Here is a 22,974-nt window from a genome sequence, read left to right on the forward strand (position 1 = left end):
CCCCATGTAAGGGATCGCCGCGCCAAGGTGAAGGACTAAGCGCTCACAGATCGTCGAGCCGGACGGCCTGTCCAGTCTCCGCCGAGCGCTGAGCCGCCAGCCCCATGGCCACCGCCCTGGCCCCGTCGCCCAGTGTGACTTCGACCGCGCCCTGCCCCCGCAGCATCGCGGCAAAGCGCTGGTGCTGAAAGAACGTGGCGCCGTTATGATCGCCTGCCTCCAGAAGGTTGGGATCGACAGGAAATTCCGTCGTCACCGGTGCGCTGCCCTGACGCGGGCTGACGATGACCTTGCCCACGGGGACCTGCCCCGTAGGCGCGTGGCGGACCGGACCGGGGACCAGCGCCTCGATTTTCCCCGCCGGACCGACGAGGGAGAGCTCCTCCTGATAACCGGACCCTTCGGCGAACATGCAGAGTTCAAGCATGGCCCGGGAGCCATTTTCGAACTCGACGATCACAAAGCCCGAATCAAGGATATCCGGCGCGCGGCCTGCGTAATCCTCGTCCCGATGGTTCACCGCCTGACCGGCACTGGCCATGACCCGCACCGGCTCGGACTTAAGGATCAGGCGCATGAGGTCGAAAAAATGGCAGCATTTTTCGACGAACGTGCCGCCGGAAAACGCGTTGAAACGATTCCAGTCCCCGACCTTTTCCAGAAACGGAAAGCGGTGCTCGCGAATCGCGAGTTGCACCGGACCGCCGGTGACGGCGTCGGCGTGCTCCAGAAAGGCCGCGATAGCGGGCATGTAGCGATATTCCATCGCAACCCAGATCGGCTGAGGGTAGCCTATGGCCTGCAACGCCTCCGCCTGCTCGGGCGTGGTGTAGAGCGGCTTTTCGACCAGCAGAGGCAGGGAACGGTGGTTCGCGATCTCCATGATCTGCGGCACGTGCAAATAATTGGGCGAGGCGATGATCACCGCATCGAGATCCCCATGGCCCAGCATGTCCCCGATGGTCGCCGCCCGGATCGCCCTCGGGATCAACCGCGCAGTGGCCCCTGCCATCCCCGGATCCGGCTCCAGATAGCGCGTGACCTCCACGCCCTCCAACAGCGCGATGTTGCGCAGGTGCTCCTGCCCCATCATGCCGCAGCCGATCATCCCGTAAGTCAGACGCTTGACCATCTCCGGCCCTCCCTCAGCGCGTGCGTGTGACGTGATGGGCCCGCTCGGGGTCAAACCATGTCACCGAATATTCGACCTCCCGGCCCTCGTGATCCCAGGCCCGGCGCAGAACCTGACCCATGGGCTGTCCCGAGGTCAGCTCCAGCGCCGTCGCCCCCCAGGCCGGCAAGGCGCCCGCGGCGCAGCGATCCTCGATCCGGACAATCCTGAGCCCCCAGCCAGCAAGATAGGTTTGATAAAGCGAGGCCCCGAGAGCCTTGCAATCCAGACCCGGCGTCAACGCGGCATCGACGAAGATCTCTTCGACCGCCACGGCCTCGCCATCGAGACGGCGCCGTCGCCTAATGCGATGGGCGCGCGCAAACGCCGCTCCGTCCGGCGCGGTCACATCGTCAACAGACAGCACCTCCGCTCCCGGCAGCCCCCCGCCACCGGGCTTTTCCAGACGGAAAAACCCATAGAGCCCCCCGGCCTCGCGCACCGAGCAGACGTAATTACCGGAGCCCTGACGCCGCTCCAGAAGCCCCTGCGCCTGCAACTCTTCGAGCCCTCTGCGCACTGTTCCCACCGCCACATCATAAAGCTTGGCCAGCTCCCGCTCGGTCGGCAGGCGGTCGCCCTCGAGCAGCTGCCCCGTGCCAATCTGGCGCAGCAAATCGTCGCTGATCTGGCGATAGACAGGTTCGCTCACCGATGACCCCGGGTCAATTGATATAGGATTGATTTACACGTACCGTCTTGTTACGCAAGCCTGTAGCCCTAACATGAGACCCGCAATGACCGTTGTTCCCGTCACATCCGCCGATCTCGACGCTGCCGAGGTTTCATGGTTCGCCGCGCTGTGTTCCGACGACTACCGCCAGCTCGGCGTGCCCGACGGGGATCTGCGGTCGAGCTTTGGCCACTGTTCGACCATCGCCCGTGAGGCCGAGGCACAGGGGTTTCGCAACATCCTGTGCCCGTCCTCCTATCAGGTCGGTCAGGATACGCTGAGTTTTGTCGCCGGGATGGCCCCCCTGACCGAGCGGATGAACTTCCTGGCTGCGATTCGCTGTGGCGAGATGCAGCCGATTATGCTGGCCCGGACCGTCGCGACCCTCGATCACATGCTGCATGGAAGGCTGACCCTGAACGTCATCTCCTCCGATTTCCCCGGGGAGACCGCCGACAGCGCCTATCGCTACCAACGCTCGCGTGAGGTCGTGCAGATCCTGAAACAGGCCTGGACGCGGGACGAGATCAATTTCGAAGGCGAGATCTATAATTTTCAGGGTCTGACGACCGCACCAGCTAAGCCCTACCAGACCGGCGGGCCGCTCCTGTATTTCGGTGGGTATTCCCCGGCGGCGCTGGAGCTGTGCGGGGAACATTGCGACGTCTATCTGATGTGGCCCGAACCCAAGGAGCAACTCGCCGAGCGCATGAAGGCCGTCCACGCCGTGGCCGAGCGCTATGGCCGGACGCTCGACTACGGGCTGCGCGTCCATGTGATCGTGCGAGACACGGAGGCCGAGGCGCGCGACTACGCCGAGCATCTGACCGCCGCGCTGGATGACGAATACGGGCGGCTCATTCGCGAGCGCGCCCATGATTCGGCCTCGCTTGGGGTGTCCCATCAGGCCCGCGCCAGGGAACTGGCAGATCAGTTCGGCTACGTGGAGCCCCACCTGTGGACCGGCATCGGCCGCGCCCGGTCGGGCTGTGGCGCGGCGCTGGTGGGATCGACCGACCAGATCCTCAGCGAGTTGGAGGCCTACCGCAAGATGGGCCTGCGCGCTTTCATCCTGTCGGGCTATCCGCATCTGGACGAATGCCGCCATTTCGGTCAGCGTGTCCTGCCGGAGCTGCAAACCTGTTCGCTTCCCCATGTTTACGGTCGGGTGCCCGAAGGCGTCCCGGCCACCCCGCTTGGTAACGGAGACCGCAAGTAATGGACCGCGTCCGCCTTTCGCCCGACCTTGAGATCAGCCGCATCGTCTACGGCATGTGGCGCCTCGCCGATGAGGGCGTGGATACCGCCCCCGAAACAGTGCGTGCCAAGATCGACGCCTGTCTCGATCAGGGCATCACCACCCTCGATCAGGCTGATATCTATGGCGGCTATATGGCCGAGGAGGTGCTGGGCCGCGCCCTGAAGCCTGAGCAGAAACGCCGGATCGAGATCGTCACGAAATGCGACATTGTCGCACCTGCCGGGCGTCATGCGAATACGGCGGTCAAGCACTACAACACCTCCCGCGCCCACATCGCGCGCTCGGTGGACACCTCGCTGCGGCTTATGGGGATTGATCGGATCGACCTGTTACTGGTCCACCGACCCGACCCGTTCATGGACCCCGAGGAGACCGGCAAGATACTTGACGAGCTGGTCGCGCAGGGAAAGATCCGCAGCGTGGGCGTGTCGAATTTCAAGCTCCATGACTGGACGCTCCTGCAATCGGCGATGAAGACGCCGCTGGTCACCAACCAGATCGAGATGAGCCTCGATTGCATCGCGCCGTTTACCAATGGCGATCTGGCGTACCTTCAGGAACGCCGCATCCGCCCCATGGCGTGGTCGCCTTTGGGCGGCGGCAGCCTGATGACCGGATCGGGGCCGCTGACCGAGGCCATGGATGCTATGGCAAGCGAGGCACGTGTGGACCGCGCCGCCGTCGCTGTGGCGTGGCTGCTGGCGCATCCGGCCGGGATCGTACCGGTGATGGGCACCAACAACCTCGACCGCATTGCCAGCCTCTCGGACGCGCTGAAGGTGCCCATGGACCGTGAGGCGTGGTATCAGCTCTACACCCACGCGCTGGGACATGAGGTGCCATGAGCGACATGGTCCCGTTCACTCCCGAGGAGTTGCGCGCAGCCTTCGGGCGCTACGCCACTGGCGTAACTGTGATCACCACGTGCACCCCTGAGGGGCCGCTGGGGATCACGGCGAACTCGTTTTCGTCGGTCTCCCTCGACCCGCCGCTCCTCATGTGGATGCCTGCGAAATCCTCACGCCGCTATCGGCCGTTCACGGAGTGCACACGCTTTGCCGTCCACGTGATGGCCGCCGCGCAAAAGGACACCTCTTCGCTCTTTGTGCGAGACGGCAATCCGTTCGACCAACTCCATTGGCACGAAGGTCCCGAAGGCACCCCGCTGATCGAGGGTTGCCTCGCGCGGTTTCTCTGCGAGACTTATGCGGTGCATGACGCAGGCGATCATTCCATCGTGCTGGGCCGCATCCTCGACGCGGAACATCAGGAAGGCCCTCCGCTGGTCTTCGCGGGAGGCAAATATGGCGCGTTTTCAGAGCACTGAGCAGGCTTGAGAGGGGGACCATGGCGATACTGAGAGCACTGCTCTGGCCGTTCGAGCGCTTTAACGACCTCGTGCATCCTGTGGGTCGCTGGATTTCGGTCGTCGCCATCGCCCTGATGGTGCTCGCAATCCTGATCCAGGTGTTCTTTCGCTACGTCCTGAACAGCGCGCTGCCCTGGCCGGATGAAGCGGCGCGGTTCTGCATGTTGTGGCTGACCGGCCTGATGGCCCCCATCGCCTACCGGCGGGGCGGCTTCGTCGCCATTGACACGCTTCCCATGGCCCTCCCCCGCATCCCGGCGGCGCTCCTTGCGCTGGTGCTGCTGACTATCGCGGGTGTGGTGCTCTGGGTGGGAATGTGGATCGGCCTGGCCGAAGTAACGGGCTTTGGCGGACGTTTCGCCACCGCCTCGCTCTGGCTGCCCACGCCAGAGGGATGGTACCGGGTGCCGCGCTCGTGGATGATGAGTTCGATCTTTGTGGGCTTCGTCCTTCTGTTCATCGTCAATATCGAGTTGATCCTGCGGGATCTTCTGATCCTCTTCGGCGCGCAGGATCTCAAGCCCCTCGCCCCCGCCGACACAACCCTGCTGACGGAGTGAGTCCATGCTGATCTGGTTTCTCCCCGTCTTCCTCACCTTCCTCATGCTTGGACTGCCGGTGTTTTTCTGCCTGCTGGCTGCGCCCGGCATTCTGCTCTGGCTCAGTGGACAGGAGCGGGAACTGACGCTCCTCTACCGCAACCTGTATAACGGGATGGACAGCTTTCCTCTGATGGCGATCCCGTTTTTCATGCTCGCGGGCGAGCTGATGAATCGCGGCGGTATCACCGAGCGGCTGGTGGAATTTTCCCAAGCCCTGATGGGCCATCTGCGGGGCGGGCTGGCTCATGTGAACGTGTTGTCCTCAATGCTATTTGCCGGGCTGTCCGGCTCGGCGGTGGCGGACACCTCCGCGCTGGGCTCCATGCTGATCCCGGCGATGGAGAAACAAGGCTACACCCGCCGGTTTGCCGCCGCGATAACCGCGGCCTCCAGCGTCATCGGCCCGATCATCCCCCCCTCGGGCATCATGATTATCTATGCCTACGTTATGGGGGAATCCGTCGCGGCCCTGTTCCTCGCCGGGATCGTACCGGGTGTTCTCGTGGGCGTGGGGCTGATGCTGGTGACCAAGGTCATGGCAGATCGCTACGACTTCCCCGTGGCCACCCGCAAGAGCACGTGGAAAGAGCGCGGACAGGCCAGCCTCAAGGCGTTCTTCCCCTTGATGACCCCGGTCATTATCATGGGCGGCATCCTGCTGGGGATCTTCACCCCCACCGAAGCCGCCGCCATCGCCGTGGCTTATGCGCTGATCATCGGCCTGTTCGTCCTGCGCACCCTGAAATTCCGGGACCTGCCCGACGTCCTGAGCCGCGCCGCCATGACTTCGGCAGTCGTGCTGCTGCTCGTCGGCGCAGCCATGGCCTTCAAGACCGTTGTGTCCCTCTCCCACGCGCCCGAAATCATGGCGGAGTTCATCCTTGGCCTGTCGGAGAACCCGCTGACGCTGCTGTTTTTGATCAACCTGTTGCTCTTCGCGGTGGGCATGTTCCTCGACGCGGGACCCGCCATCATTATTCTCGGACCAATCCTCGGGCCGATCTTTACCAGCCTCGGCGTAGACCCGATCCATTTCGCCATCATCATGAGCGTCAACCTCACCGTCGGCCTCGCCACACCGCCCATGGGCCTGGTGCTGTTCGTGGCCAGCTCCGTGTCTGGCGAACGGGTCGAGACCATTTCGAAGGCGATTCTGCCCTTCCTCGCGGTCGAGGTCTTTGTCATCGGGCTGATCACCTACATCCCCGCCGTTTCCATGTTCATCCCTCGCATCACGGGCTTTGCCTGAGCGGCGAACTTGCATAGGCTAGGTGGAAATTTACCAAGAACCGAACAACCACTGGGAGGATAATATGCTGAAAACCCTGACCCGCGCGGGCCTCGCGCTGGCGCTGATGACGACCACGGCGCTGGCACAGGATTACACCATCCGCGCCACGGCCAACTCGAACGAGAATGACGAAGATTATGACGGGCTCGTGGTCTTCAAGAGCTATGTCGAGCAAGCCTCAAATGGCCAGATTGGCGTCGAGATCTTCATGGGCACGCAGCTCTGCTCGAACGGGGCCGAGTGTTTGCAGGGCGTGGCAGACGGCAATATCGATGTCTACATCTCGACTTCTGGCGGTGTATCGGGGATTTTCCCGTTCGTTCAGGTCCTTGACCTGCCCTACGTGATGACCAGCGACCGGGTGGCCGAGGCGGCGCTCGCCAATGGTACCGAGTTCGTGAGCACCATGCAGCAGATGGTCGATGACGTCTCCGGCGGCGCGGTCAAGCTGATGACCATCGGCAATACTGGCGGCTGGCGCAACTTCGCCAATACGCAGAAACGCGTCCAGAGCCCCGCCGATCTCGACGGACTAAAGATCCGCACCGTGGTCGCCGACCTGCCGCAGGAGCTGGTCAAGGCCCTCGGCGCCGCCCCCACCCCGATCCCGTGGCCCGAGCTGTTCACATCGCTGCAAACCGGCGTGGTCGAGGGCTCCAAAAACGGCATCACCGACATCATGGGGATGAAATTTCCCGATGCCGGTCTGAAATATCTCACTCTCGACGGCCACGCCTACATGGGCGCCCTGTGGTTCATGAACGGCGAAGCGTTCAACGGCATGCCAGAGGATCTGCAAACGGTGGTGGTGGACGGATTCTACCAGCTTCAGCAGGCGACCTTTGCCAGCCCCAAGCGCAAGTCCATCGCCGCCTATGAAGAATTCGCCGCTGCCGGGGGCGATATCTACGTGCCGACGCCCGATGAAATGGACCAGTTCGCTGACGCCGCGCAGCCGGTCTATGAGTGGTTCAAGGCCAATGTGGAAGGCGGCGAGCAAGTCTACAATGCTCTGACGGCGACGGTCGAAGCCGTCGAGGCCGATATCGACATGCAGCGCAAAGCGAGCATGTCGAAATAACACCCCCTCCCTTGCCCAGCCGCTGGGCAAGGGAGCCAGATACAGCGGTCAGGTCGGCTGTGTCAGCCGCTCCGACCGCCCTTAAAGACCGACGTTCTTCTGGAAACTTTCAACTGTCCACCGTAAGCGGATCCGGTAGCAACGGTGACGGCCCTATGACGACGCTCCTTAACCTTGACGACCTGACCCCAGTCACCGCCGGGACCCGGCGGCGGGTTTATCTGGTGCCGGGAATGGGCGATGGAGTTCTGCTGAAAATTCAGGACTACACGGCGGAAGAGCGGGACCAGAAGCCGCTGAAACGTCTGCGACGTCGGCTGATACCACAGAGCCGCTACCGGATGATGGCGCGTGAGGTAGCGATGCAGGAGACCCGGTATCTTCGGGCAGGCGACCGGGCGGCGGAGCTGCCGCTGCCCCTGTTCCACGGCTATCTGGCCACGCAACAGGGCATCGGTGCGCTCTGGCAGGCCGTACGGGGCCCCGATGGGACGCTCGCGCCGACGCTGAAATCCCGGGTCAAGCGCGGGCAACTGCCCGAGATGATCGCGCCGCTGAACCGTTTCGTGGCCGCACTGTCCGAATTTCACGTAGTGGTCGCCGATCTGAACCCGCGGAATATCGTTCTCGATCCCAAGGGGCGGATGGTGATGGTCGACGGGTTTCTCGATCAGGCCGCCCTGCCGCTCAGGTCGTGGTCGCGCAGCCTCAACGACCGGCGGCTGAACGCAGCCTGCACCTACCTGGCAGGGCGGCTGGATGTGACATGGGATCCCCGGTCCCGCAGCTTTGCACTCTGACCGGCCGGACGCTCTTGCACCTGCCGACGGGCCTGCCTAAGACGCGCTCGGATCAACAAGGGGACGATCATGTCGCGTCTCGTGATGAAATTTGGCGGCACCTCGGTGGCCAATCTGGACCGCATCAAGCGGGCGGCCAAGCGTGTGGCGCGCGAAGTCGCCAACGGCCATGAGGTCATCGTTATCGTGTCGGCCATGTCCGGCAAAACGAACGAGCTGGTGGGCTGGGTCGATGAGACCTCACCGCTCTATGATGCGCGCGAATATGACGCGGTCGTGTCTTCGGGCGAGAATGTGACCGCCGGGCTCATGGCGCTGACATTGCAGGAGATGGATATCCCGGCCCGCTCCTGGCAGGGTTGGCAGGTACCGCTGAAAACCAACGGCGCCCATGGCTCGGCCCGGATCGAGGAGATCCCGACCGACAATCTCGACGCGAAGTTTGCCGAAGGCATGCAGGTCGCGGTGGTCGCAGGCTTTCAGGGGATCAGCCCCGAGGGTCGGATCACCACGCTGGGCCGGGGCGGTTCGGACACCACGGCAGTGGCCTTTGCGGCAGCCTTCGATGCCGTGCGTTGCGACATCTATACGGATGTGGACGGCGTCTACACCACCGACCCGCGCATCACGTCGAAGGCCCGCAAGCTTGACCGGATCGCCTTTGAGGAAATGCTGGAGCTGGCCTCGCTGGGTGCCAAGGTTTTGCAGACGCGCTCGGTGGAACTCGCCATGCGCTATGGCGTCAAACTGCGTGTCCTGAGCTCTTTTGAAGAATACAGTGAAACGGCGGGCACGCTGGTCTGTGCAGAGGATGAGATCATGGAATCCCATGTTGTGAACGGCGTCGCCTATTCCCGCGACGAAGCGAAGATGACCCTTGTGAACGTGGATGACCGTCCCGGCGTGGCAGCGGCCATTTTTGTCCCGCTGGCACAGGCAGGGGTGAATGTAGACATGATCGTCCAGAACATCTCCGAGGGCGGCAAGACGGACATGACCTTCTCCTGCCCTGTGGATCAGGTGGCCCGCGCCGAAAAGGCGATCAAGGATGCCACCGATCGCGGTGAGCTGTCCTATGGCGATCTGGTCGTGGACAGCGATGTCTGCAAGATCTCCGTGGTGGGCATCGGCATGCGCTCCCATACCGGTGTCGCGGCAAAGATGTTCGAGGCCCTGATGGGTGACAACATCAACATCAAGGTCATCACCACCTCAGAGATCAAGGTCTCTGTTCTGGTGGACCGCAAGTATCTCGAACTGGCGGTGCAGACCCTCCATGATGCGTTCGAGCTGGAAAAAGCCGGCGACGCCTAGCCTTTTGGGCGTCCTTTTATCCCTTTGCAAAGGCCTGTGATTGCCCGTTAGGGTGCTCCCAAGGGAACAAAGGCCTAAAAAGAAGGGCGCATATGCCGTATCGTGGCGAAAGCGAGAGCAGAAAACTCCTGAAGCGCCTGCATGAGACCTTCGCCGAAAAGAGCGACGGGCAGGCGCGGCTGGATATGGTCACCGGACTCATTGCCGAGTCCATGGAGACTGAGGTCTGCTCGATTTACCTGTTTCGGGATGATGACACGCTGGAGCTTTGCGCCACCCACGGCCTAAATGCCGAGGCTGTGCACCAGACGCGCCTGAAGCTGGGCGAAGGGCTCGTAGGCCGGGTGGCCTTGACCGGGGACATCATCAACGCCGCCGACGCGCCCTCGCAAAAGGGATTCCGCTACATGGCCGAGACGGGCGAGGAGGTGTTTTCGTCCTTCCTCGGCGTCCCCTTGCAGCGGCAGGGGGACAAGCTCGGGGTGCTGGTGGTCCAGTCCCGCGAGGCGCGCAGCTATTCCGAAGACGAGGTCTACGGCATTCAGGTCGTGGCCATGCTCATTTCCGAGATGACAGAACTCGGTGCCTTTTTGGGCGAAGGCGCGGCCATGGCCCAGCGCCACACCCAGCAGGTCCTGATCCGGGGCACGTCTGTTCAGGAAGGGTTGGCGGACGGCCATGTGTTGCTGCACGAACCCCGTGTGGTGGTTACCAATCTGGTGAATGACGACCCCGAAAAGGAACGCGCCCGGCTGGAGGCGGCCGTCGATCAGCTCCGCATCAATGTGGATTCGATGCTGGCGAAGACCCAGGTCGGCAAAGAGGACCGCGAGGTTCTGGAGACCTACCGCATGTTCGCCCGCTCTCGCAGCTGGGTCAAACGCATGTGTGAGTCCATTGAACTGGGCCTTTCCGCCGAGGCCGCCGTGGACAAGGAACACTCCACAGCCCGCGCTCGGCTGGAATCGACCCCGGACCCCTATATCCGCGAGCGGATGCAGGATCTGGATGATCTTGCGCGGCGGCTGTTGCGCATCCTGACCGGACAGGGCTCCGACACGGGCGCGGAAATCCCGGTGAACCCGGTGCTCGTGGCGCGCAATATCGGTCCGGGCGAATTGATGGAGTACGGGCGTCGGCTGAAGGGCATCGTGCTGGAGCAAGGCTCTGTCGGCAGCCACGCCGCGATCGTGGCGCGCGCGCTGGCGATTCCTCTGGTCATTCGTGCCAAGGGCATCGTCACCGAGGCCCTGAACGGCGATCACATCATGGTCGATGGCGAACAAGGCAGCGTGCACCTGCGGCCCGGCGATGCGGTGCGGACGGCCTTCCATGACAGCCTCGCGATGAAGGCCAAAGCGCAGGAGCGCTTCGTCGGCCTCCGCGACCTGCCCGCAGAAACGACATGTGGCCAGATCATCGAGTTGCACATGAATGCGGGGCTGATCGCCGATCTCCCCTCTATCGACAGTTCCGGCGCCGAAGGCGTGGGGCTGTTCCGAACCGAGTTGCAGTTTCTTGCCAGCCGCTCCGTCCCGAAACGCGGGGATCTCGCACGGGTTTACAGCCGGATCATGGATGCGGCTCATGGTAAACCGGTCCTCTTCCGCACGCTCGATATCGGCTCTGACAAGGTCCTGCCCTATATGAAACGCCCAGAAGAGCCCAATCCGGCGCTCGGCTGGCGGGCAATCCGCGTGGGTCTGGACAAGCGCGGCGTGATGCGGATGCAGCTTCAGGCACTCATCCGAGCGGCAGCAGGTCGCCCTCTTTGGGTCATGTTCCCCTTCGTCGCGCAGATCGAGGAATTCGATCAAGCCCGCGATATCCTGAATGCCGAGCTCGCCAATGAGCATCGCCTCGGGCATTCGCTGCCGGAGCGGGTGCAGGTCGGCGCGATGATCGAAACCCCTTCTATCGCTTTTGCGCCCGACCGGTTCTTCAAAGAGGCGGATTTCCTCTCCATTGGCGGCAACGATCTGAAGCAGTTCTTCTTTGCCGCCGACCGTGAGAATGAGAGGGTCCGCCGGCGATACGATACGCTGAGCACCGCCTTCCTCGAATTCGTCTGCCAGATCAGCAAACGCGCCCAGGATGCAGGGACACCGCTGAGCTTTTGCGGAGAGGATGCCGGGCGACCGCTTGAAGCACTGGCTATCGCTGCCTGTGGCGTTCGCAAACTCTCCATGCGCCCGACCTCAATTGGGCCGGTCAAGCACCTGCTCCGTCAAGCGAATCTCGACGACGTCCGTGCACAGTTGGATGCTGCGCGGGCCGCAGGTGAGAGCAATATGCGGACGGCCCTGACACAGTATATCGGACCGCTCGACCGCTGATCATAAACGCGCTTTATTCAGATTATCGCAAGATCCTTGCCCTAAACCGGATGCATGGGAGCACATGCTTTCAACCGACGAGGAGCACAGTATGACCACCCAAACTGCATTTCAGGACCAGGCGCCAATCACCCGGGATCTCCGGCCTCCTGTCACACGCGAAGAGATCGCCCTGATTTTGATGCGGGAAATCTATCGGCAAGCACCTTTGCAGACCTCACGCGATTCCGAAGGTTCACTCGACCAGAATGGCCGGCCGGACGCGTAACTGGAACTCTCGCAGCAGGGTTTCCACATCCAGATCGCTATCTCGTGCCAGAGCGCGCAGGCCGAAATAAACGCGCGCCATTTCCTGATAATAGCTTGTGAACGCGTAATTCGTCGCCGCTCCCGCCGCAGCGCCGATAATCGGGACTGTCTGCGCGGCAAGCTTCTGTCCAAGCACGGCGGCGAATTTCGGCGCGATCCGCGCGATGATCCCATGCAGAGCTGCACCCGTAAGCGTCACCCGCGTTGAGAGGAACGCCAGATCGGTGCCATCATCGCGCGCAAGAGGACCAGCCGCCGCGAAGATCTGCATACACTGTGCCCGAACCACTGGGTTCTCCACGTCAAACCCGAGATCCGCTGCGATGCCCTGAATGGCCCGCAACAGAACGGTAATCGTAACCGGCAATTCCGCGACCGCCGTGGGCAATCCCCCAGCCCCTCCTGCCGCGCCCATCAGAGTCGCCGCGGCGGTGTTCAGCCAGTCGGAGCGATCAGCCAACCGACCGCGACTGGCAAAGGCCGCATCATAGGCAACTTCGAGTCCCATCCGCGTGCTGCGGTCCAGAGCCTGACGCACGGGCATCGGCAGTCGGCCCAGCAGGTCTTCGGCTTGTCCGCCCAGAAGACTGAGCACCTGCATACCGACCCCGTCGGCCTGCCGAAACCGCTTGGCCAGCTGGTCAAGTTCGTCGGCGATATGGGGAGGCAAGGCCTCAATCGGTGTAACGTCTTTGCTCATAGCCAGAAACATGGGGCGACCTAGCCTACTGCGCAAGATCAGATGCGCGCTGCACCTGCCCTTTCACGCCGGCCCAGGCATTTTTCCTCAGCGCCAGACCAAGAACCCGTTCAGGATTGGTGGGCGGCGGCATCACAACCCCATCGAGGCGGCGAAACCCGAAGCGCCTGTAATATGGCGCATCTCCCACCAGCATGATCCTCGCGTGGCCAAGATCCGCAGCACGCTCAAGGCTCTCCTGAATGAGCAGCGCGCCGAGCCCCTCCCCCTGCCGCGTCGGATGCACAGCCACGGGACCGAGGAGCAGCACCCCCGCCTTCCCAACCCGCACTGGCCAGTACCGAATGGCGCCACCGACGGCCGCAGTATCATCACGGGCGACCAGACACAGGTCCCTCACCGGCGCCACCCCGTCGCGCAGCCGGTAGGACGACAGCGCTTCCCGCCCCGGCGCAAAGCAGAGATCATAGAGCGCCTCGACCTCCCACCAATCCTCCGGGCGCTCTATCGAGAACATGGGTCCGCTGTCTTCTTCCGCAGCACTTAGGGTGGATCCTCCTGAGGACGAGTGTCGTGCCTCCTCTAGCCGAAAACTAAACCGAAAGACCAGTTCCCGTGCAGGCTGGCGCGGAACGGTGGGCTTTGGTATCAGCGATTACTCCAATGGAACCGAGGGGATGCCATGTTCTACCGACCCGAAGACGGCCACGGCCTGCCGCACACTCCGTTCAACGCCATCGTTTCCCCACGACCTATCGGGTGGATCTCGACGCGCGGAGCGGACGGGTCCGAGAACCTTGCCCCCTACTCATTTTTCAACGCCGTGGCCTACACCCCGCCGCAGGTAATCTTTGCCTCGACCGGGGCCAAACCCGATCGCGACGGCACCAAAGACAGCGTGGCTAATATTCGCGACACCGGCGTGTTCTGCGCCAATGTGGTCAGTCAGGCGCTGGTCGAGCCGATGAACCAGAGCTCCGGGCCCTGGCCCCGCGATATGGACGAATTCACCATGACCGGCGTCACCCGCGCACCTTGTGAGACCATCGCATGCTCTCGCGTGGCCGAGGCACCAGCGGCCTTGGAGTGCCGCATGACGCAGATTGTGACGCTGGAAGGCGAGAACAATTTTCTCGTGATCGGAACGGTGACCGGGGTCCACATGGACGACCGATATATTAAGAACGGTCGTTTCGATGTGCTGAGCTATACGCCCGTCTCGCGGCTGGGCTATCAGGATTATTCGACGGTCACAGAGCTGTTTCAAATGAAGCGGCCGGGAGAGTAACCCCCGGCACGCGCGGGACGTTCAGATCTTATTCTTCAACGTCATCCGAGTCATCGGGGCCACCGGCTTTGCCGCCGCTGGCGTGGTCACCCATGCCGCCGTCCTTTGCCAGCCCGCTCACAGCAGCGCCCCAGTCGGCGCCGCTGGAATCGTGAGCCGCAGGCTGACCGCCCGCATTGCTGTTCCCGGTGGGCACCTCAACTCTGGGATCCTCGGCCAGAGCAGCGCCGGCGAACATCAGGCCGGCACAAAAGGTCGAAATCGCGATCTTCGTCATGTCCAAACTCCTTTTTTGAATGACGGAATGGTCACCCAAGGACGACATGGAGTCAATTAAAACAATTTTAGATTGAAAATGGGCGGAATTCCAATGGGATCCCGCCCTTCTCTTGAGGCGTCAGTGACCGCCCGCGAGAATCCCGGTGCGCACACCGTAATCCACGGCAAGACCGTATTCCGGATCGTCCTCGGCATCGGTGACCAACTGGCCCGCACGGCTCAGGAGGCGGTGGCAGTCGCGGCTCAGATGGCGCAGCTCCAGCACCTTGCCCGCTGCCTCGTACTTGGCGGCCACGCTCTCGATAGCGGTCAGGGCAGACTGGTCAGCGACGCGGCTGCCCGCGAAATCCACCACCACGCGCTCGGGATCGCTGGCAGGGTCAAAAAGCTCGACGAACCCGTCAGCGGAGCCGAAGAAGAGCGGCCCTTCGACAGCATAGACCTTGGTGCCATCCTCCTTGATCTCGGTGCGGGCGTGGATGCGCTTGGCGTTCTGCCAGGCATATTCCAGCGCCGAGACGATGACGCCGACGACAACGGCAGTCGCGAGGTCGTAGGCCACGGTCACGCCGGTCACGATGACGATTACAGCCGCATCCACGAGGGGCACGCGGAAGAGGATCTTCAGCGAGTTCCAGGCGAATGTGCCGATCACCACCATGAACATGACGCCGACCAGCGCAGCCAGCGGGACCAACTCGATGATCGGAGCTGCGACGACGATGAACAGGAGCAGGAACAGCGCCGCCGAGATCCCGGACAAGCGCGTGCGACCACCGGATTTCACGTTGATCATCGACTGGCCGATCATCGCACAGCCGCCCATGCCGCCGAAGAACCCGGTCACGGTGTTGGCCATGCCCTGCGCCACACATTCGCGGCTGGCCCCACCACTCTCGCCGGTGATTTCGCCGACGAGGTTCAGGGTCAGGAGGCTTTCGATCAGGCCGATGGCCGACAGGATGACCGCATAGGGCAGGATGATCTGAAAGGTCTCCCAGTTCAGCGGAACCATGGGAATGTGGAACTGCGGCAGGCCGCCTTCGATGGAGGCAAGATCGCCCACAACCGGTGTATTCAGGCCAAGTATCATCACCAGCGCGGCGGTCACCATGATGCCAGCCAGCGGTGCCGGAATGGCGCGGGTTAGCTTCGGCAGCCCCCAGATCACCGCCATTGTCAGCGCCACGAGGACCAGCATCAGCGTCAGCTCAGGCGCGGGCAGCCATTCGCCACCCCCTGCCCCGTGACCGGAGACCTCGACGGTGCCCGGCACCTTGAACTGGCCGAGCTGAGCGAGGAAAATCACGATCGCCAGACCGTTCACAAAGCCCAGCATAACAGGGTGCGGCACGAGGCGGATGAACTTGCCCCAGCGCAGGATCCCGACGGCGATCTGGATGATCCCCATCAGCACCACCGTGGCAAAGAGATACTCGACCCCATGCTCGGCCACGAGGCTGACCATGACCACGGCCAGCGCCCCGGTCGCGCCCGAGATCATCCCCGGACGACCGCCGAAGACGGCGGTGATCAGGCCGACAATGAAGGCCGCGTAAAGCCCAACGAGTGGCTCCACCCCGGCAACGAAGGCGAAGGCCACTGCTTCGGGCACCAGTGCCAGCGCCACGGTGAGGCCCGACAGGAGTTCGGTCTTCATTTGTTGGGGGGTGGTGGCGTTGGTCATCCCGCGCCCCCGGATGGTGTCGCCAAGCATGGCCATCAGAGCTTTTGCCATCGGTTTCCTCCTCGGTCGCAACGCCTGATCGGTCCTGCGTCCCGCGATGGGAGACGCATGTCGGGCGACGCGCGAATGTCTTGATTGCGCGCCCATGTGTCATGATAGCGCTCAAAGTGCCACCCGCCCCGGCGCATATCTGCCATGAGCGTTGCGCAAATGGCGCGTTTGCCCGCCCGCGAGCCTTTCCTTTGGCGCCAAGTTCTGGTCCTTTGGTGCGGATCATTACGGCAGGGCGGAGCGGCACATGCGACTGGGAATCATCGGCGGATCGGGCATCTACGAGATCGATGGGCTGGAGGACGCACGCTGGCAAAAAGTCGACAGCCCCTGGGGCAATCCTTCGGATGAGGTCCTCACCGGGCGGCTGGGCGATTGCGAAATGGCATTCCTGCCCCGCCACGGACGCGGCCATGTCCACAGCCCCACCACGGTCCCCTATCGCGCCAATATCGACGCGCTGAAGCGGCTGGGCGTCACCGACATCCTGTCGGTCTCCGCCTGCGGTTCCTTCCGCGAGGAGATGGCGCCGGGGGATTTCGTTCTGGTCGACCAGTTCATCGACCGCACCTTCGCCCGCGAAAAGTCGTTTTTTGGCACGGGCTGCGTCGCCCATGTCTCCGTCGCCCACCCGATCTGCGACCGGCTGCGGCAGGCGGTGGGTTCGGCCTCCGCAGGGCTCGGGATCACCGTGCATGATGGTGGCACCTATCTGGCCATGGAGGGCCCTCAATTCTCCAGCCTCGCCGAGTCGAAGATGTATCGCGAGGTCTGGGGGGCGGATGTGATCGGCATGACCAACATGCCCGAAGCCAAGCTCGCGCGCGAAGCCGAGATCTGCTACGCCTCGGTCGCGATGATCACCGATTACGACAGCTGGCACCCCGACCACGGCTCCGTCGATATCTCTGAAATCATCGCCACGCTGAAAGGCAACGCCGAAAAGGCCCGCCGCCTCGTCGCCGCTACGGCCCGCGCGCTGGCAGGTGCGCACCCGGATTGCCCCAATGGCTGCGACCGGGCGCTGGAATTCGCCATCATGACGGCCCCGGACAAACGCGACCAAGCGTTGGAGGCGAAACTCGACGCGGTGGCGGGACGGGTCCTCTGATCCCCTGTTCCCCCGCGAGATCCATGATAGGACAGCCCGCAAAGATGACACCGGAGATGACCGTGCCCAACGCCCAGAAAACCGTCCGCGACTGCATCCGCACCATCCCCGACTTTCCAAAGCCGGGGATCATGTTCCGAGATGTGACCACGCTATTTGCCGACCCGCGCGGCTTTCGCATGTGCATCGACCAGCTTCTGCATCCCTTCGCCGATCAGCGCTTTGACCATGTGGCGGCGCTGGAAAGCCGGGGATTCATCATGGGCGGGGCGATTGCGCACCAGCTGAACGTGGGCTTCATCCCGATCCGCAAGAAGGGCAAGCTGCCCGGCGAGACGCTCCACGAGGAATATCAGCTCGAATATGGCGAGGCGGTGATGGAGATTCATACCGACGCGCTGAAGCCGGGCGATCGGGTACTGATCGTCGATGACCTGCTGGCGACCGGCGGCACGGCAGAGGCCGGGGTCAAGCTCTGCCGCCGGCTCGGGGCCGAGATCGTTGGCTGCGCGTTCATCATCGATCTGCCCGATCTGGGCGGCCGAAAGCGGCTCGAAGATATGGGGCTGCGGGTCGAGGCGCTCTGCGCGTTCGAGGGCGACTGAGGAGGCGAGGGATGGCGACCTATGGGCATTGCCTCTGCGGCGCAACGCATTTCCATATCGATCTGGAGCGGGTTTTCGACTCGGATATCTGTCACTGTGAGAGCTGCCGCCGCGCCACCGGCGCACCTCTGGTCGCGAGCTTTGCTCTTCCCGATACGGCCTGGCGCTGGCGCGGACAGGTGCCGGGGCGTTATGCCTCCTCCACGGGGGTCACACGCTATTTCTGCACGACATGCGGCACGCCGCTGGCCTATCAGACCACCGATCTGCCCGGAGAGACACATTTCCATACGGCGACGCTGAACGAGCCAGAGCATATCCCTCCGACGCGCCAGTCCCACGCAGATGAGGCGCTGGATTGGGCGGCCGGGATGCTGTCTCTGCCCAAACGGAAACGCTAGCGCCTCAGCCGCCCATCTTGTTCAGTTTGGCCTGCATCTCGGCCAATTGCTTGCGGATGTCGTCGAGATCAGCGCCAGCCTCCTCCGGAGCGGCCGATTTGGCAGCAGGCGCGCCTGTCTTGCCTCCACCCCACATAGCCTTCAGGAACGCCTCTTGCTGCGCACGCAAAGCCTCGTAGCCGGGCATGGCCGTCATCGGGTTCAGCGGGTTCAGAGCCGCGCCCATCATCTTGCCCTGACTGTCACGCCACATGTCGAAACTCATTTGCAGGAATTGCGGCATGTAGGATTGGGCCTTCGTCGTGTAGGATCTGACGAGATCCGTCAGAACCCCCACCGGCAGGACGCTCTCGCCCTTAGATTCGTGTTCCGCGACAATCTGTAAGAGGTATTGCCGGGTCAGATCGTCGCCGGATTTCAGATCGACGATTTTCACCTCGCGACCCTCACGAATAAAGCCCGAGATATCTTCGAGCGTCACATAATCGCTCGTCTCCGTGTTGTAGAGACGTCGGCTCGCGTAGCGCTTGATCAGCAACGGTTTCTCTTCTTCAGCCATGCGACCCTCCACCAGATGACCAGCCTGAGGTCAGCCTATGCGCGCAGTGCAGAAAAAGAAAGGGTGGGCCAAGGCCCACCCAGTGTTTACGCCGCCAGGGAGGAGTGAGCGACGTAGGTATTCGACGAATTACTTCGCAGACGCAGCACGCTTGGTGGCGGCGGTCGCGTCGTTGGCGGCCTTCTTCGCAGCGGCGGTCAGGTCCTCGGACACGTCCTTGCCGGCGGCCAGCATCAGCTCGACGGTTTCCATCTGCACCTTCTTCGCCACTTCGGCGTAGGCGGCGAGGGTCTCGGCGGTGGCTTCGGACTGGGCGGTGGCGAAGTCGGAGATCACTTTGGAGTACTCGGACATGTCCTCACGCACGGCAGCCACATCGGACAGCTTGGCAAGGGTGTCTTTGGTGTACTTGGCGGATATGTCGGTGGACTTCTCGGCGGCTTCCAGCATCACCTTCGACATCTTCTCGCCGAAAGCAGCGTAGGATTTCAGGCTGTCCTGCATGCCGCCCATGTCCATGGGAAGGTTCGACAGCATGTCCTGGAACATCTGGGTGTAGTCGGTGGCGGTGTTGGTTTTCGTGGCCATGATGGCACTCCTTGAAATTCTGTGTTGACTGGGTCGCAGAGTGCTGCGTGCCCCTTCGACACCACCTATATGGCTGCTGCGTCGCAGCATTTCAACTTATTTCTGCTGCACTGCGGCATAATTTTCAGGGACGCTGGGTCGGAAAGAAATTGCCAGAAAACCGCACATGGCGTCATCCGAGCGAAAAATTCAACCTAAAGAAGACAATAGGGCGGCGCAACGCCGCCCTGATTGCACCTAAACAGCGGGCTTTTCGATCACATAAGCCCCGGGAGCATCGCCAAGGATTTCGCGATTCGCGCCGGGTTCACGCGCGGACACCTGTTTACCAGACCGCTTCGCCAGCCAGTCGCCCCAACGGCCCCACCAACTGCCTTCGTGGAAATCAGCCTCGGCCTGCCATTCCTCAGGCGAGCCTTTCCACGAGGTATTCGTGTAATGGCCGTATTTCTTTTTGCTCGGTGGATTGATGATCCCGGCGATATGCCCCGATTCGGAGAGGACGAAGGTCTTTGAGCGCGACCCCATCTGCTGCACACCCCGATAGGACGACTTCCACGCCGCGATATGGTCGGTCTCGCAGGCAATCGCCATCAGCGGCACCTTTACATCCTTCAGTGTCACCGTCTCACCGCAGATCGTGAAGCCCTCATTCGGCAGCTTGTCCTCCTGACACAGTCCCCGGAGATATTCGACGGCCATCTTTCCCGGCAGGTTCGTGCTGTCGCCGTTCCAGAACAGCAGATCGAAGGCCGGCGGCGTCTCGCCCATCATGTAGCTCCGCACGGCCGGCTTGTAGATCAGGTCATTGGCCCGCAGATAGGAGAAGGTACGGCTCATGTAGAAGCTCTCAAGCAGCCCCTTACGCTGAATTTCCGCCTCGATCCCGTCGACGAAATCATCTTCCAGGAAGACGCCAACCTCCCCGCGATCCGAAAAATCGGTCAAAGTCGTGAAAAATGTGGCGGATTTGATGGATTTATCGCCGCGCTTCTCCAGCAAACCCAGCGCCAGAGACAAGGTCGTCCCGGCGATACAATAGCCCACCGCGTTGACCTGCTTTTCGCCGGTGATCTCTTTGACCTGCGCGATCGCTTCCAGATAGCCGTCTTGCACATAGTCATCCATGCCGATCCCGGCATAGGACGCATCCGGGTTCTTCCAGCTGACGACAAACAACGTAAAGCCCTGCTCCACGATCCAGCGGATCAGGCTGTTCTTCTCCTTCAGGTCCATGATGTAGAACTTGTTGATCCAGGGCGGGAAGATCACCAGCGGCGTCGTGTGAACCGTCTCGGTCATCGGCGTGTACTGGATCAGCTCGAAGAGATGGTTGCGATACACCACCTTGCCGGGGGTGGTCGCGATGTTGCTGCCGACCTTGAACGCCTCGGGATCCGCAAGGGTCACCACCAGCTCGCCCTTGTTCCGCTCCAGATCGCGGACGAGATTTTCCAACCCGTCTACAAGGCTTTGCCCGTCCGTTTCCACCGCGCGGGCGAGCGCTTCCGGGTTCGTGCCAAGGAAATTGGTCGGGCTCATCATATCAACGATTTGCTGGCTGAAAAATTGCAGCCGCTTCTTGTCCTTCGGATCAAGCCCTTCGATGCCCTCGACCGCCTCGCGAACGAGTTCAGCATTAAGGACATATTGCTCCTTCAGAAACCCGAACAGCGGATGGTTCGCCCAATTCTCCACGCCAGCGCCCGCCGCAGCGCCGAGATCCCCCTGCAACAGCTTCTGCTGTGCCTCCACGTAATGGGTGAGCGTCTTGCTCCAGAAATCGATCTGCGACTGCAAAATCTTGCCGGGATTGGTCATCGCCTCGCTCAGATAGGCGGTCCCGGCCTTGACATAGAGATCGTGACTCGGACCTTGCAGCGCCTGCGGCACGGCGCGCTTGGCGGCGAATACTGCGGCGAGTCGGGCCGAAAGCGACTCAAGCTTTGAGAGATTCTGAACCATGGCCTCGGAACATCCTGCCACATCAGAGGCTTTTTTGTTTTCTTTTATTGCCATGGTTATCTCCAGAGTGTATTTTATGCTGCAAGGCAGCGTGATGCTGCAACTGCAAGAAGGCGAAACGACCTTCTTTCTTTGGGTTTAACGTAACGGAATGTCACCGGAAAAAAAACCGGGGCATGAGGAAAGGGCCCCCATGCACAATATGTTCGCCTATGATTTCATGGAAACGTTCCGTGTGACCAATCAATGGCTCGGCGCGTCGGCCAAGGCGTTTGGCGCCTATCCGGTTCACGGGCTGGTCGCAAATCCAGCATTTCAAATGATTTCTGCGTGGGGTGAGGTGGCAGAGCGCGCTTATGGTCGCATGGTCGCCAAGCCGGACTGGAACATTAACACGGTCGTCGCCGAGGATGGGCGTGACCACGTGGTCCAGATCGAAAAGGTGGTCGAACGCGACTTTGGCGACCTGATCCGTTTCAAGGTGCTGGGGCGTCCCGAGAAAGAACGCCGGGTTCTGATCGTTGCCCCCATGTCCGGCCATTATGCGACGCTGCTGCGGACCACCGTCGCGTCGCTTCTAACGGACTGCGAGGTCTGGATAACCGACTGGCATAACGCCCGAGACATTCCTGTCTCCGCCGGCAAATTCGATATCGAGGATTACGCGCGATACCTCATCGATTTCATGCGCGAACTTGGGCCTGAAACCAACGTGTTGGCGGTGTGTCAGCCGGTGCCTCTGACGCTGGCGGCTGTCTCCTGGCTCGCCCAGTATGAGCCCGAGTCGCAGCCGAAATCCATGACTCTCATCGGCGGCCCGGTGGACCCCGACGCCGAACCCACGGAGGTCACCGATTTCGGTCGCCGCGTGACCATGGGCCAGCTGGAGAAACTTGTGATCCAGCGGGTCGGCTTCAAATATGCGGGCGCAGGCCGGGTGGTTTATCCGGGGCTGCTGCAACTCTCGTCCTTCATCTCCATGAACGCCGAAATGCACGCCAAGGCGTTTGCCGATCAGATCCTGCGCGTGGCCAAGGGTGAAGGCGGCGATCACGATAAGCACAACCGCTTTTATGATGAATATCTGGCCGTAATGGACATGACGGCGGAATTCTACCTCTCGACGGTCGAGCGGATCTTCAAGAACCGTGAAATCGCCCGCAACGTCTTCAGCATCGACGGCAAGCCCGTAGACATGTCCAAGGTGACCAGCGTCGGCACGATGATTGTCGAAGGCGAAAAGGACGATATTTCCGCGCCTGGCCAATGTGTTGCCGCCATCGACTTGCTGTCAAATCTCCCGGAAAAGCACAAGCGCGTGCATCTGGAGCCAGGCGCCGGTCACTACGGTATCTTTGCTGGCAAAGCGTGGCGGAACAACATCCGGCCTCTGGTTCTCGACTTCATGGATGATGCGGCGGGTCGCGCCCACAAGGATCGCTCAAGCCACGTCCGTGAAGGTAAGCGCAACCACAACGAGACGCCGAGAAAACCGTCTGGCGGCATGATCACCATTCCAGTCTGATGGAGGCC

Annotated in this window: 23 protein-coding genes; 14 read left to right on the forward strand and 9 right to left on the reverse strand. The window is 62.0% G+C overall.

What is annotated here, in order from left to right; genetic code table 11:
- Positions 1-43: 43 nt before the first annotated feature.
- Both FEV53_RS02375 and FEV53_RS02380 read right to left on the reverse strand, forming a co-directional pair.
- Entirely contained in the window at positions 44-1,132 is a 1,089-nt protein-coding gene (locus tag FEV53_RS02375) for a Gfo/Idh/MocA family protein (protein ID WP_142833221.1), read from the reverse strand.
- Positions 1,133-1,145: 13 nt separating this feature from the next.
- Entirely contained in the window at positions 1,146-1,823 is a 678-nt protein-coding gene (locus FEV53_RS02380) for a GntR family transcriptional regulator (RefSeq protein WP_142833222.1), read from the reverse strand.
- An 85-nt stretch (positions 1,824-1,908) separates the two neighbouring features.
- Here FEV53_RS02380 and FEV53_RS02385 point away from each other — a divergent pair, with 85 nt between their 5' ends.
- The 9 genes from FEV53_RS02385 (at position 1,909) to ptsP (ending at position 11,898) form a co-directional block, all read left to right on the forward strand.
- Entirely contained in the window at positions 1,909-3,063 is a 1,155-nt protein-coding gene (locus tag FEV53_RS02385) for an LLM class flavin-dependent oxidoreductase (RefSeq protein ID WP_142833223.1), read from the forward strand.
- Positions 3,063-3,950, forward strand: coding sequence for an aldo/keto reductase (locus FEV53_RS02390; RefSeq protein WP_142833224.1), 888 nt, complete (start codon positions 3,063-3,065; stop codon positions 3,948-3,950). The genes FEV53_RS02385 and FEV53_RS02390 overlap by 1 nt, the downstream gene beginning before the upstream one ends.
- The gene (locus FEV53_RS02395; protein WP_142833225.1) at positions 3,947-4,432 is read left to right on the forward strand and encodes a flavin reductase family protein; all 486 of its coding nucleotides are present in this window, start codon (positions 3,947-3,949) and stop codon (positions 4,430-4,432) included. Before FEV53_RS02390 ends, FEV53_RS02395 begins: the two co-directional genes overlap by 4 nt.
- Positions 4,433-4,452: 20 nt before the next feature.
- A complete protein-coding gene (locus FEV53_RS02400) occupies positions 4,453-5,034 on the forward strand; it encodes a TRAP transporter small permease (protein ID WP_142833226.1) in 582 nt (193 codons plus the stop codon).
- Between the two features lie 4 nt (positions 5,035-5,038).
- Positions 5,039-6,325 carry a TRAP transporter large permease gene (locus FEV53_RS02405; RefSeq protein WP_142833227.1) on the forward strand — a complete coding sequence of 429 codons (1,287 nt, stop codon included), beginning with the start codon at positions 5,039-5,041 and terminating at the stop codon, positions 6,323-6,325.
- 64 nt (positions 6,326-6,389) lie between these two features.
- Positions 6,390-7,448, forward strand: coding sequence for a TRAP transporter substrate-binding protein (locus FEV53_RS02410; protein WP_142833228.1), 1,059 nt, complete (start codon positions 6,390-6,392; stop codon positions 7,446-7,448).
- Between the two features lie 155 nt (positions 7,449-7,603).
- Positions 7,604-8,248, forward strand: coding sequence for a YrbL family protein (locus FEV53_RS02415; RefSeq protein WP_142833229.1), 645 nt, complete (start codon positions 7,604-7,606; stop codon positions 8,246-8,248).
- Positions 8,249-8,317: 69 nt separating this feature from the next.
- Positions 8,318-9,562: an aspartate kinase gene (locus FEV53_RS02420; RefSeq protein ID WP_142833230.1), complete on the forward strand. Its 1,245-nt coding sequence runs from the start codon at positions 8,318-8,320 to the stop codon at positions 9,560-9,562.
- Positions 9,563-9,654: 92 nt separating this feature from the next.
- Positions 9,655-11,898, forward strand: a complete 2,244-nt coding sequence (ptsP, locus tag FEV53_RS02425) for a phosphoenolpyruvate--protein phosphotransferase (RefSeq protein ID WP_142833231.1) — start codon at positions 9,655-9,657, stop codon at positions 11,896-11,898.
- A 235-nt stretch (positions 11,899-12,133) separates the two neighbouring features.
- On the opposite strand, the gene FEV53_RS02430 is transcribed toward ptsP, so the two are convergent.
- Positions 12,134-12,907, reverse strand: a complete 774-nt coding sequence (locus FEV53_RS02430; RefSeq protein WP_142833232.1) for an EcsC family protein — start codon at positions 12,905-12,907, stop codon at positions 12,134-12,136.
- 25 nt (positions 12,908-12,932) lie between these two features.
- Positions 12,933-13,424, reverse strand: a complete 492-nt coding sequence (locus FEV53_RS02435; protein ID WP_142833233.1) for a GNAT family N-acetyltransferase — start codon at positions 13,422-13,424, stop codon at positions 12,933-12,935.
- A 165-nt stretch (positions 13,425-13,589) separates the two neighbouring features.
- Between FEV53_RS02435 and FEV53_RS02440 the strand changes: the two genes are divergently transcribed.
- Positions 13,590-14,195 (forward strand): flavin reductase family protein, encoded by a 606-nt coding sequence (locus FEV53_RS02440; protein ID WP_142833234.1) that lies wholly within the window; start codon positions 13,590-13,592, stop codon positions 14,193-14,195.
- A gap of 28 nt (positions 14,196-14,223) precedes the next feature.
- On the opposite strand, the gene FEV53_RS02445 is transcribed toward FEV53_RS02440, so the two are convergent.
- Together FEV53_RS02445 and FEV53_RS02450 are read right to left on the reverse strand one after the other, a co-directional pair.
- A complete protein-coding gene (locus FEV53_RS02445; RefSeq protein ID WP_142833235.1) occupies positions 14,224-14,472 on the reverse strand; it encodes a hypothetical protein in 249 nt (82 codons plus the stop codon).
- Between the two features lie 120 nt (positions 14,473-14,592).
- A complete protein-coding gene (locus FEV53_RS02450; RefSeq protein WP_142833236.1) occupies positions 14,593-16,212 on the reverse strand; it encodes a SulP family inorganic anion transporter in 1,620 nt (539 codons plus the stop codon).
- A 247-nt stretch (positions 16,213-16,459) separates the two neighbouring features.
- On the opposite strand from FEV53_RS02450, the gene FEV53_RS02455 reads away from it, so the two are divergent.
- Genes FEV53_RS02455 through FEV53_RS02465 form a run of 3 tightly spaced genes read left to right on the forward strand, consistent with a single transcriptional unit; the run spans position 16,460 to position 18,329 of the window.
- Positions 16,460-17,323 carry an S-methyl-5'-thioadenosine phosphorylase gene (locus FEV53_RS02455; RefSeq protein ID WP_142833237.1) on the forward strand — a complete coding sequence of 288 codons (864 nt, stop codon included), beginning with the start codon at positions 16,460-16,462 and terminating at the stop codon, positions 17,321-17,323.
- A 56-nt stretch (positions 17,324-17,379) separates the two neighbouring features.
- Positions 17,380-17,928 (forward strand): adenine phosphoribosyltransferase, encoded by a 549-nt coding sequence (locus tag FEV53_RS02460; protein ID WP_142833238.1) that lies wholly within the window; start codon positions 17,380-17,382, stop codon positions 17,926-17,928.
- Positions 17,929-17,939: 11 nt separating this feature from the next.
- Positions 17,940-18,329, forward strand: a complete 390-nt coding sequence (locus FEV53_RS02465; RefSeq protein WP_142833239.1) for a GFA family protein — start codon at positions 17,940-17,942, stop codon at positions 18,327-18,329.
- 4 nt (positions 18,330-18,333) lie between these two features.
- On the opposite strand, the gene phaR is transcribed toward FEV53_RS02465, so the two are convergent.
- The 3 genes from phaR to FEV53_RS02480 form a co-directional block, all read right to left on the reverse strand.
- Positions 18,334-18,888, reverse strand: coding sequence for a polyhydroxyalkanoate synthesis repressor PhaR (phaR, locus tag FEV53_RS02470; protein WP_142833240.1), 555 nt, complete (start codon positions 18,886-18,888; stop codon positions 18,334-18,336).
- Positions 18,889-19,017: 129 nt separating this feature from the next.
- A complete protein-coding gene (locus FEV53_RS02475; protein ID WP_142833241.1) occupies positions 19,018-19,476 on the reverse strand; it encodes a Phasin in 459 nt (152 codons plus the stop codon).
- Between the two features lie 237 nt (positions 19,477-19,713).
- A complete protein-coding gene (locus tag FEV53_RS02480; protein WP_142833242.1) occupies positions 19,714-21,495 on the reverse strand; it encodes a PHA/PHB synthase family protein in 1,782 nt (593 codons plus the stop codon).
- 139 nt (positions 21,496-21,634) lie between these two features.
- Here FEV53_RS02480 and phaZ point away from each other — a divergent pair, with 139 nt between their 5' ends.
- Positions 21,635-22,966, forward strand: coding sequence for a polyhydroxyalkanoate depolymerase (gene phaZ / locus FEV53_RS02485; RefSeq protein ID WP_142833243.1), 1,332 nt, complete (start codon positions 21,635-21,637; stop codon positions 22,964-22,966).
- The last annotated feature ends 8 nt before the right edge of the window (positions 22,967-22,974 follow it).

This window comes from Palleronia caenipelagi (genome assembly GCF_007004065.1).
Taxonomy (GTDB): Bacteria; Pseudomonadota; Alphaproteobacteria; order Rhodobacterales; family Rhodobacteraceae; genus Palleronia; species Palleronia caenipelagi.

Coding starts and splice junctions, on each gene's coding strand:
- FEV53_RS02475 (WP_142833241.1), bottom strand. CDS start 19,476: ATGGCCACGAAAACCAACACCGCCACCGACTACACCCAGATGTTCCAG.
- FEV53_RS02455 (WP_142833237.1), top strand. CDS start 16,460: ATGCGACTGGGAATCATCGGCGGATCGGGCATCTACGAGATCGATGGG.
- FEV53_RS02415 (WP_142833229.1), top strand. CDS start 7,604: ATGACGACGCTCCTTAACCTTGACGACCTGACCCCAGTCACCGCCGGG.
- FEV53_RS02400 (WP_142833226.1), top strand. CDS start 4,453: ATGGCGATACTGAGAGCACTGCTCTGGCCGTTCGAGCGCTTTAACGAC.
- FEV53_RS02420 (WP_142833230.1), top strand. CDS start 8,318: ATGTCGCGTCTCGTGATGAAATTTGGCGGCACCTCGGTGGCCAATCTG.
- FEV53_RS02385 (WP_142833223.1), top strand. CDS start 1,909: ATGACCGTTGTTCCCGTCACATCCGCCGATCTCGACGCTGCCGAGGTT.
- ptsP (WP_142833231.1), top strand. CDS start 9,655: ATGCCGTATCGTGGCGAAAGCGAGAGCAGAAAACTCCTGAAGCGCCTG.
- FEV53_RS02460 (WP_142833238.1), top strand. CDS start 17,380: ATGACCGTGCCCAACGCCCAGAAAACCGTCCGCGACTGCATCCGCACC.
- FEV53_RS02465 (WP_142833239.1), top strand. CDS start 17,940: ATGGCGACCTATGGGCATTGCCTCTGCGGCGCAACGCATTTCCATATC.
- FEV53_RS02450 (WP_142833236.1), bottom strand. CDS start 16,212: ATGGCAAAAGCTCTGATGGCCATGCTTGGCGACACCATCCGGGGGCGC.
- FEV53_RS02405 (WP_142833227.1), top strand. CDS start 5,039: ATGCTGATCTGGTTTCTCCCCGTCTTCCTCACCTTCCTCATGCTTGGA.
- phaZ (WP_142833243.1), top strand. CDS start 21,635: ATGCACAATATGTTCGCCTATGATTTCATGGAAACGTTCCGTGTGACC.
- FEV53_RS02375 (WP_142833221.1), bottom strand. CDS start 1,132: ATGGTCAAGCGTCTGACTTACGGGATGATCGGCTGCGGCATGATGGGG.
- FEV53_RS02430 (WP_142833232.1), bottom strand. CDS start 12,907: ATGAGCAAAGACGTTACACCGATTGAGGCCTTGCCTCCCCATATCGCC.
- FEV53_RS02480 (WP_142833242.1), bottom strand. CDS start 21,495: ATGGCAATAAAAGAAAACAAAAAAGCCTCTGATGTGGCAGGATGTTCC.
- FEV53_RS02390 (WP_142833224.1), top strand. CDS start 3,063: ATGGACCGCGTCCGCCTTTCGCCCGACCTTGAGATCAGCCGCATCGTC.
- FEV53_RS02410 (WP_142833228.1), top strand. CDS start 6,390: ATGCTGAAAACCCTGACCCGCGCGGGCCTCGCGCTGGCGCTGATGACG.
- FEV53_RS02435 (WP_142833233.1), bottom strand. CDS start 13,424: ATGTTCTCGATAGAGCGCCCGGAGGATTGGTGGGAGGTCGAGGCGCTC.
- FEV53_RS02445 (WP_142833235.1), bottom strand. CDS start 14,472: ATGACGAAGATCGCGATTTCGACCTTTTGTGCCGGCCTGATGTTCGCC.
- FEV53_RS02395 (WP_142833225.1), top strand. CDS start 3,947: ATGAGCGACATGGTCCCGTTCACTCCCGAGGAGTTGCGCGCAGCCTTC.
- FEV53_RS02440 (WP_142833234.1), top strand. CDS start 13,590: ATGTTCTACCGACCCGAAGACGGCCACGGCCTGCCGCACACTCCGTTC.
- phaR (WP_142833240.1), bottom strand. CDS start 18,888: ATGGCTGAAGAAGAGAAACCGTTGCTGATCAAGCGCTACGCGAGCCGA.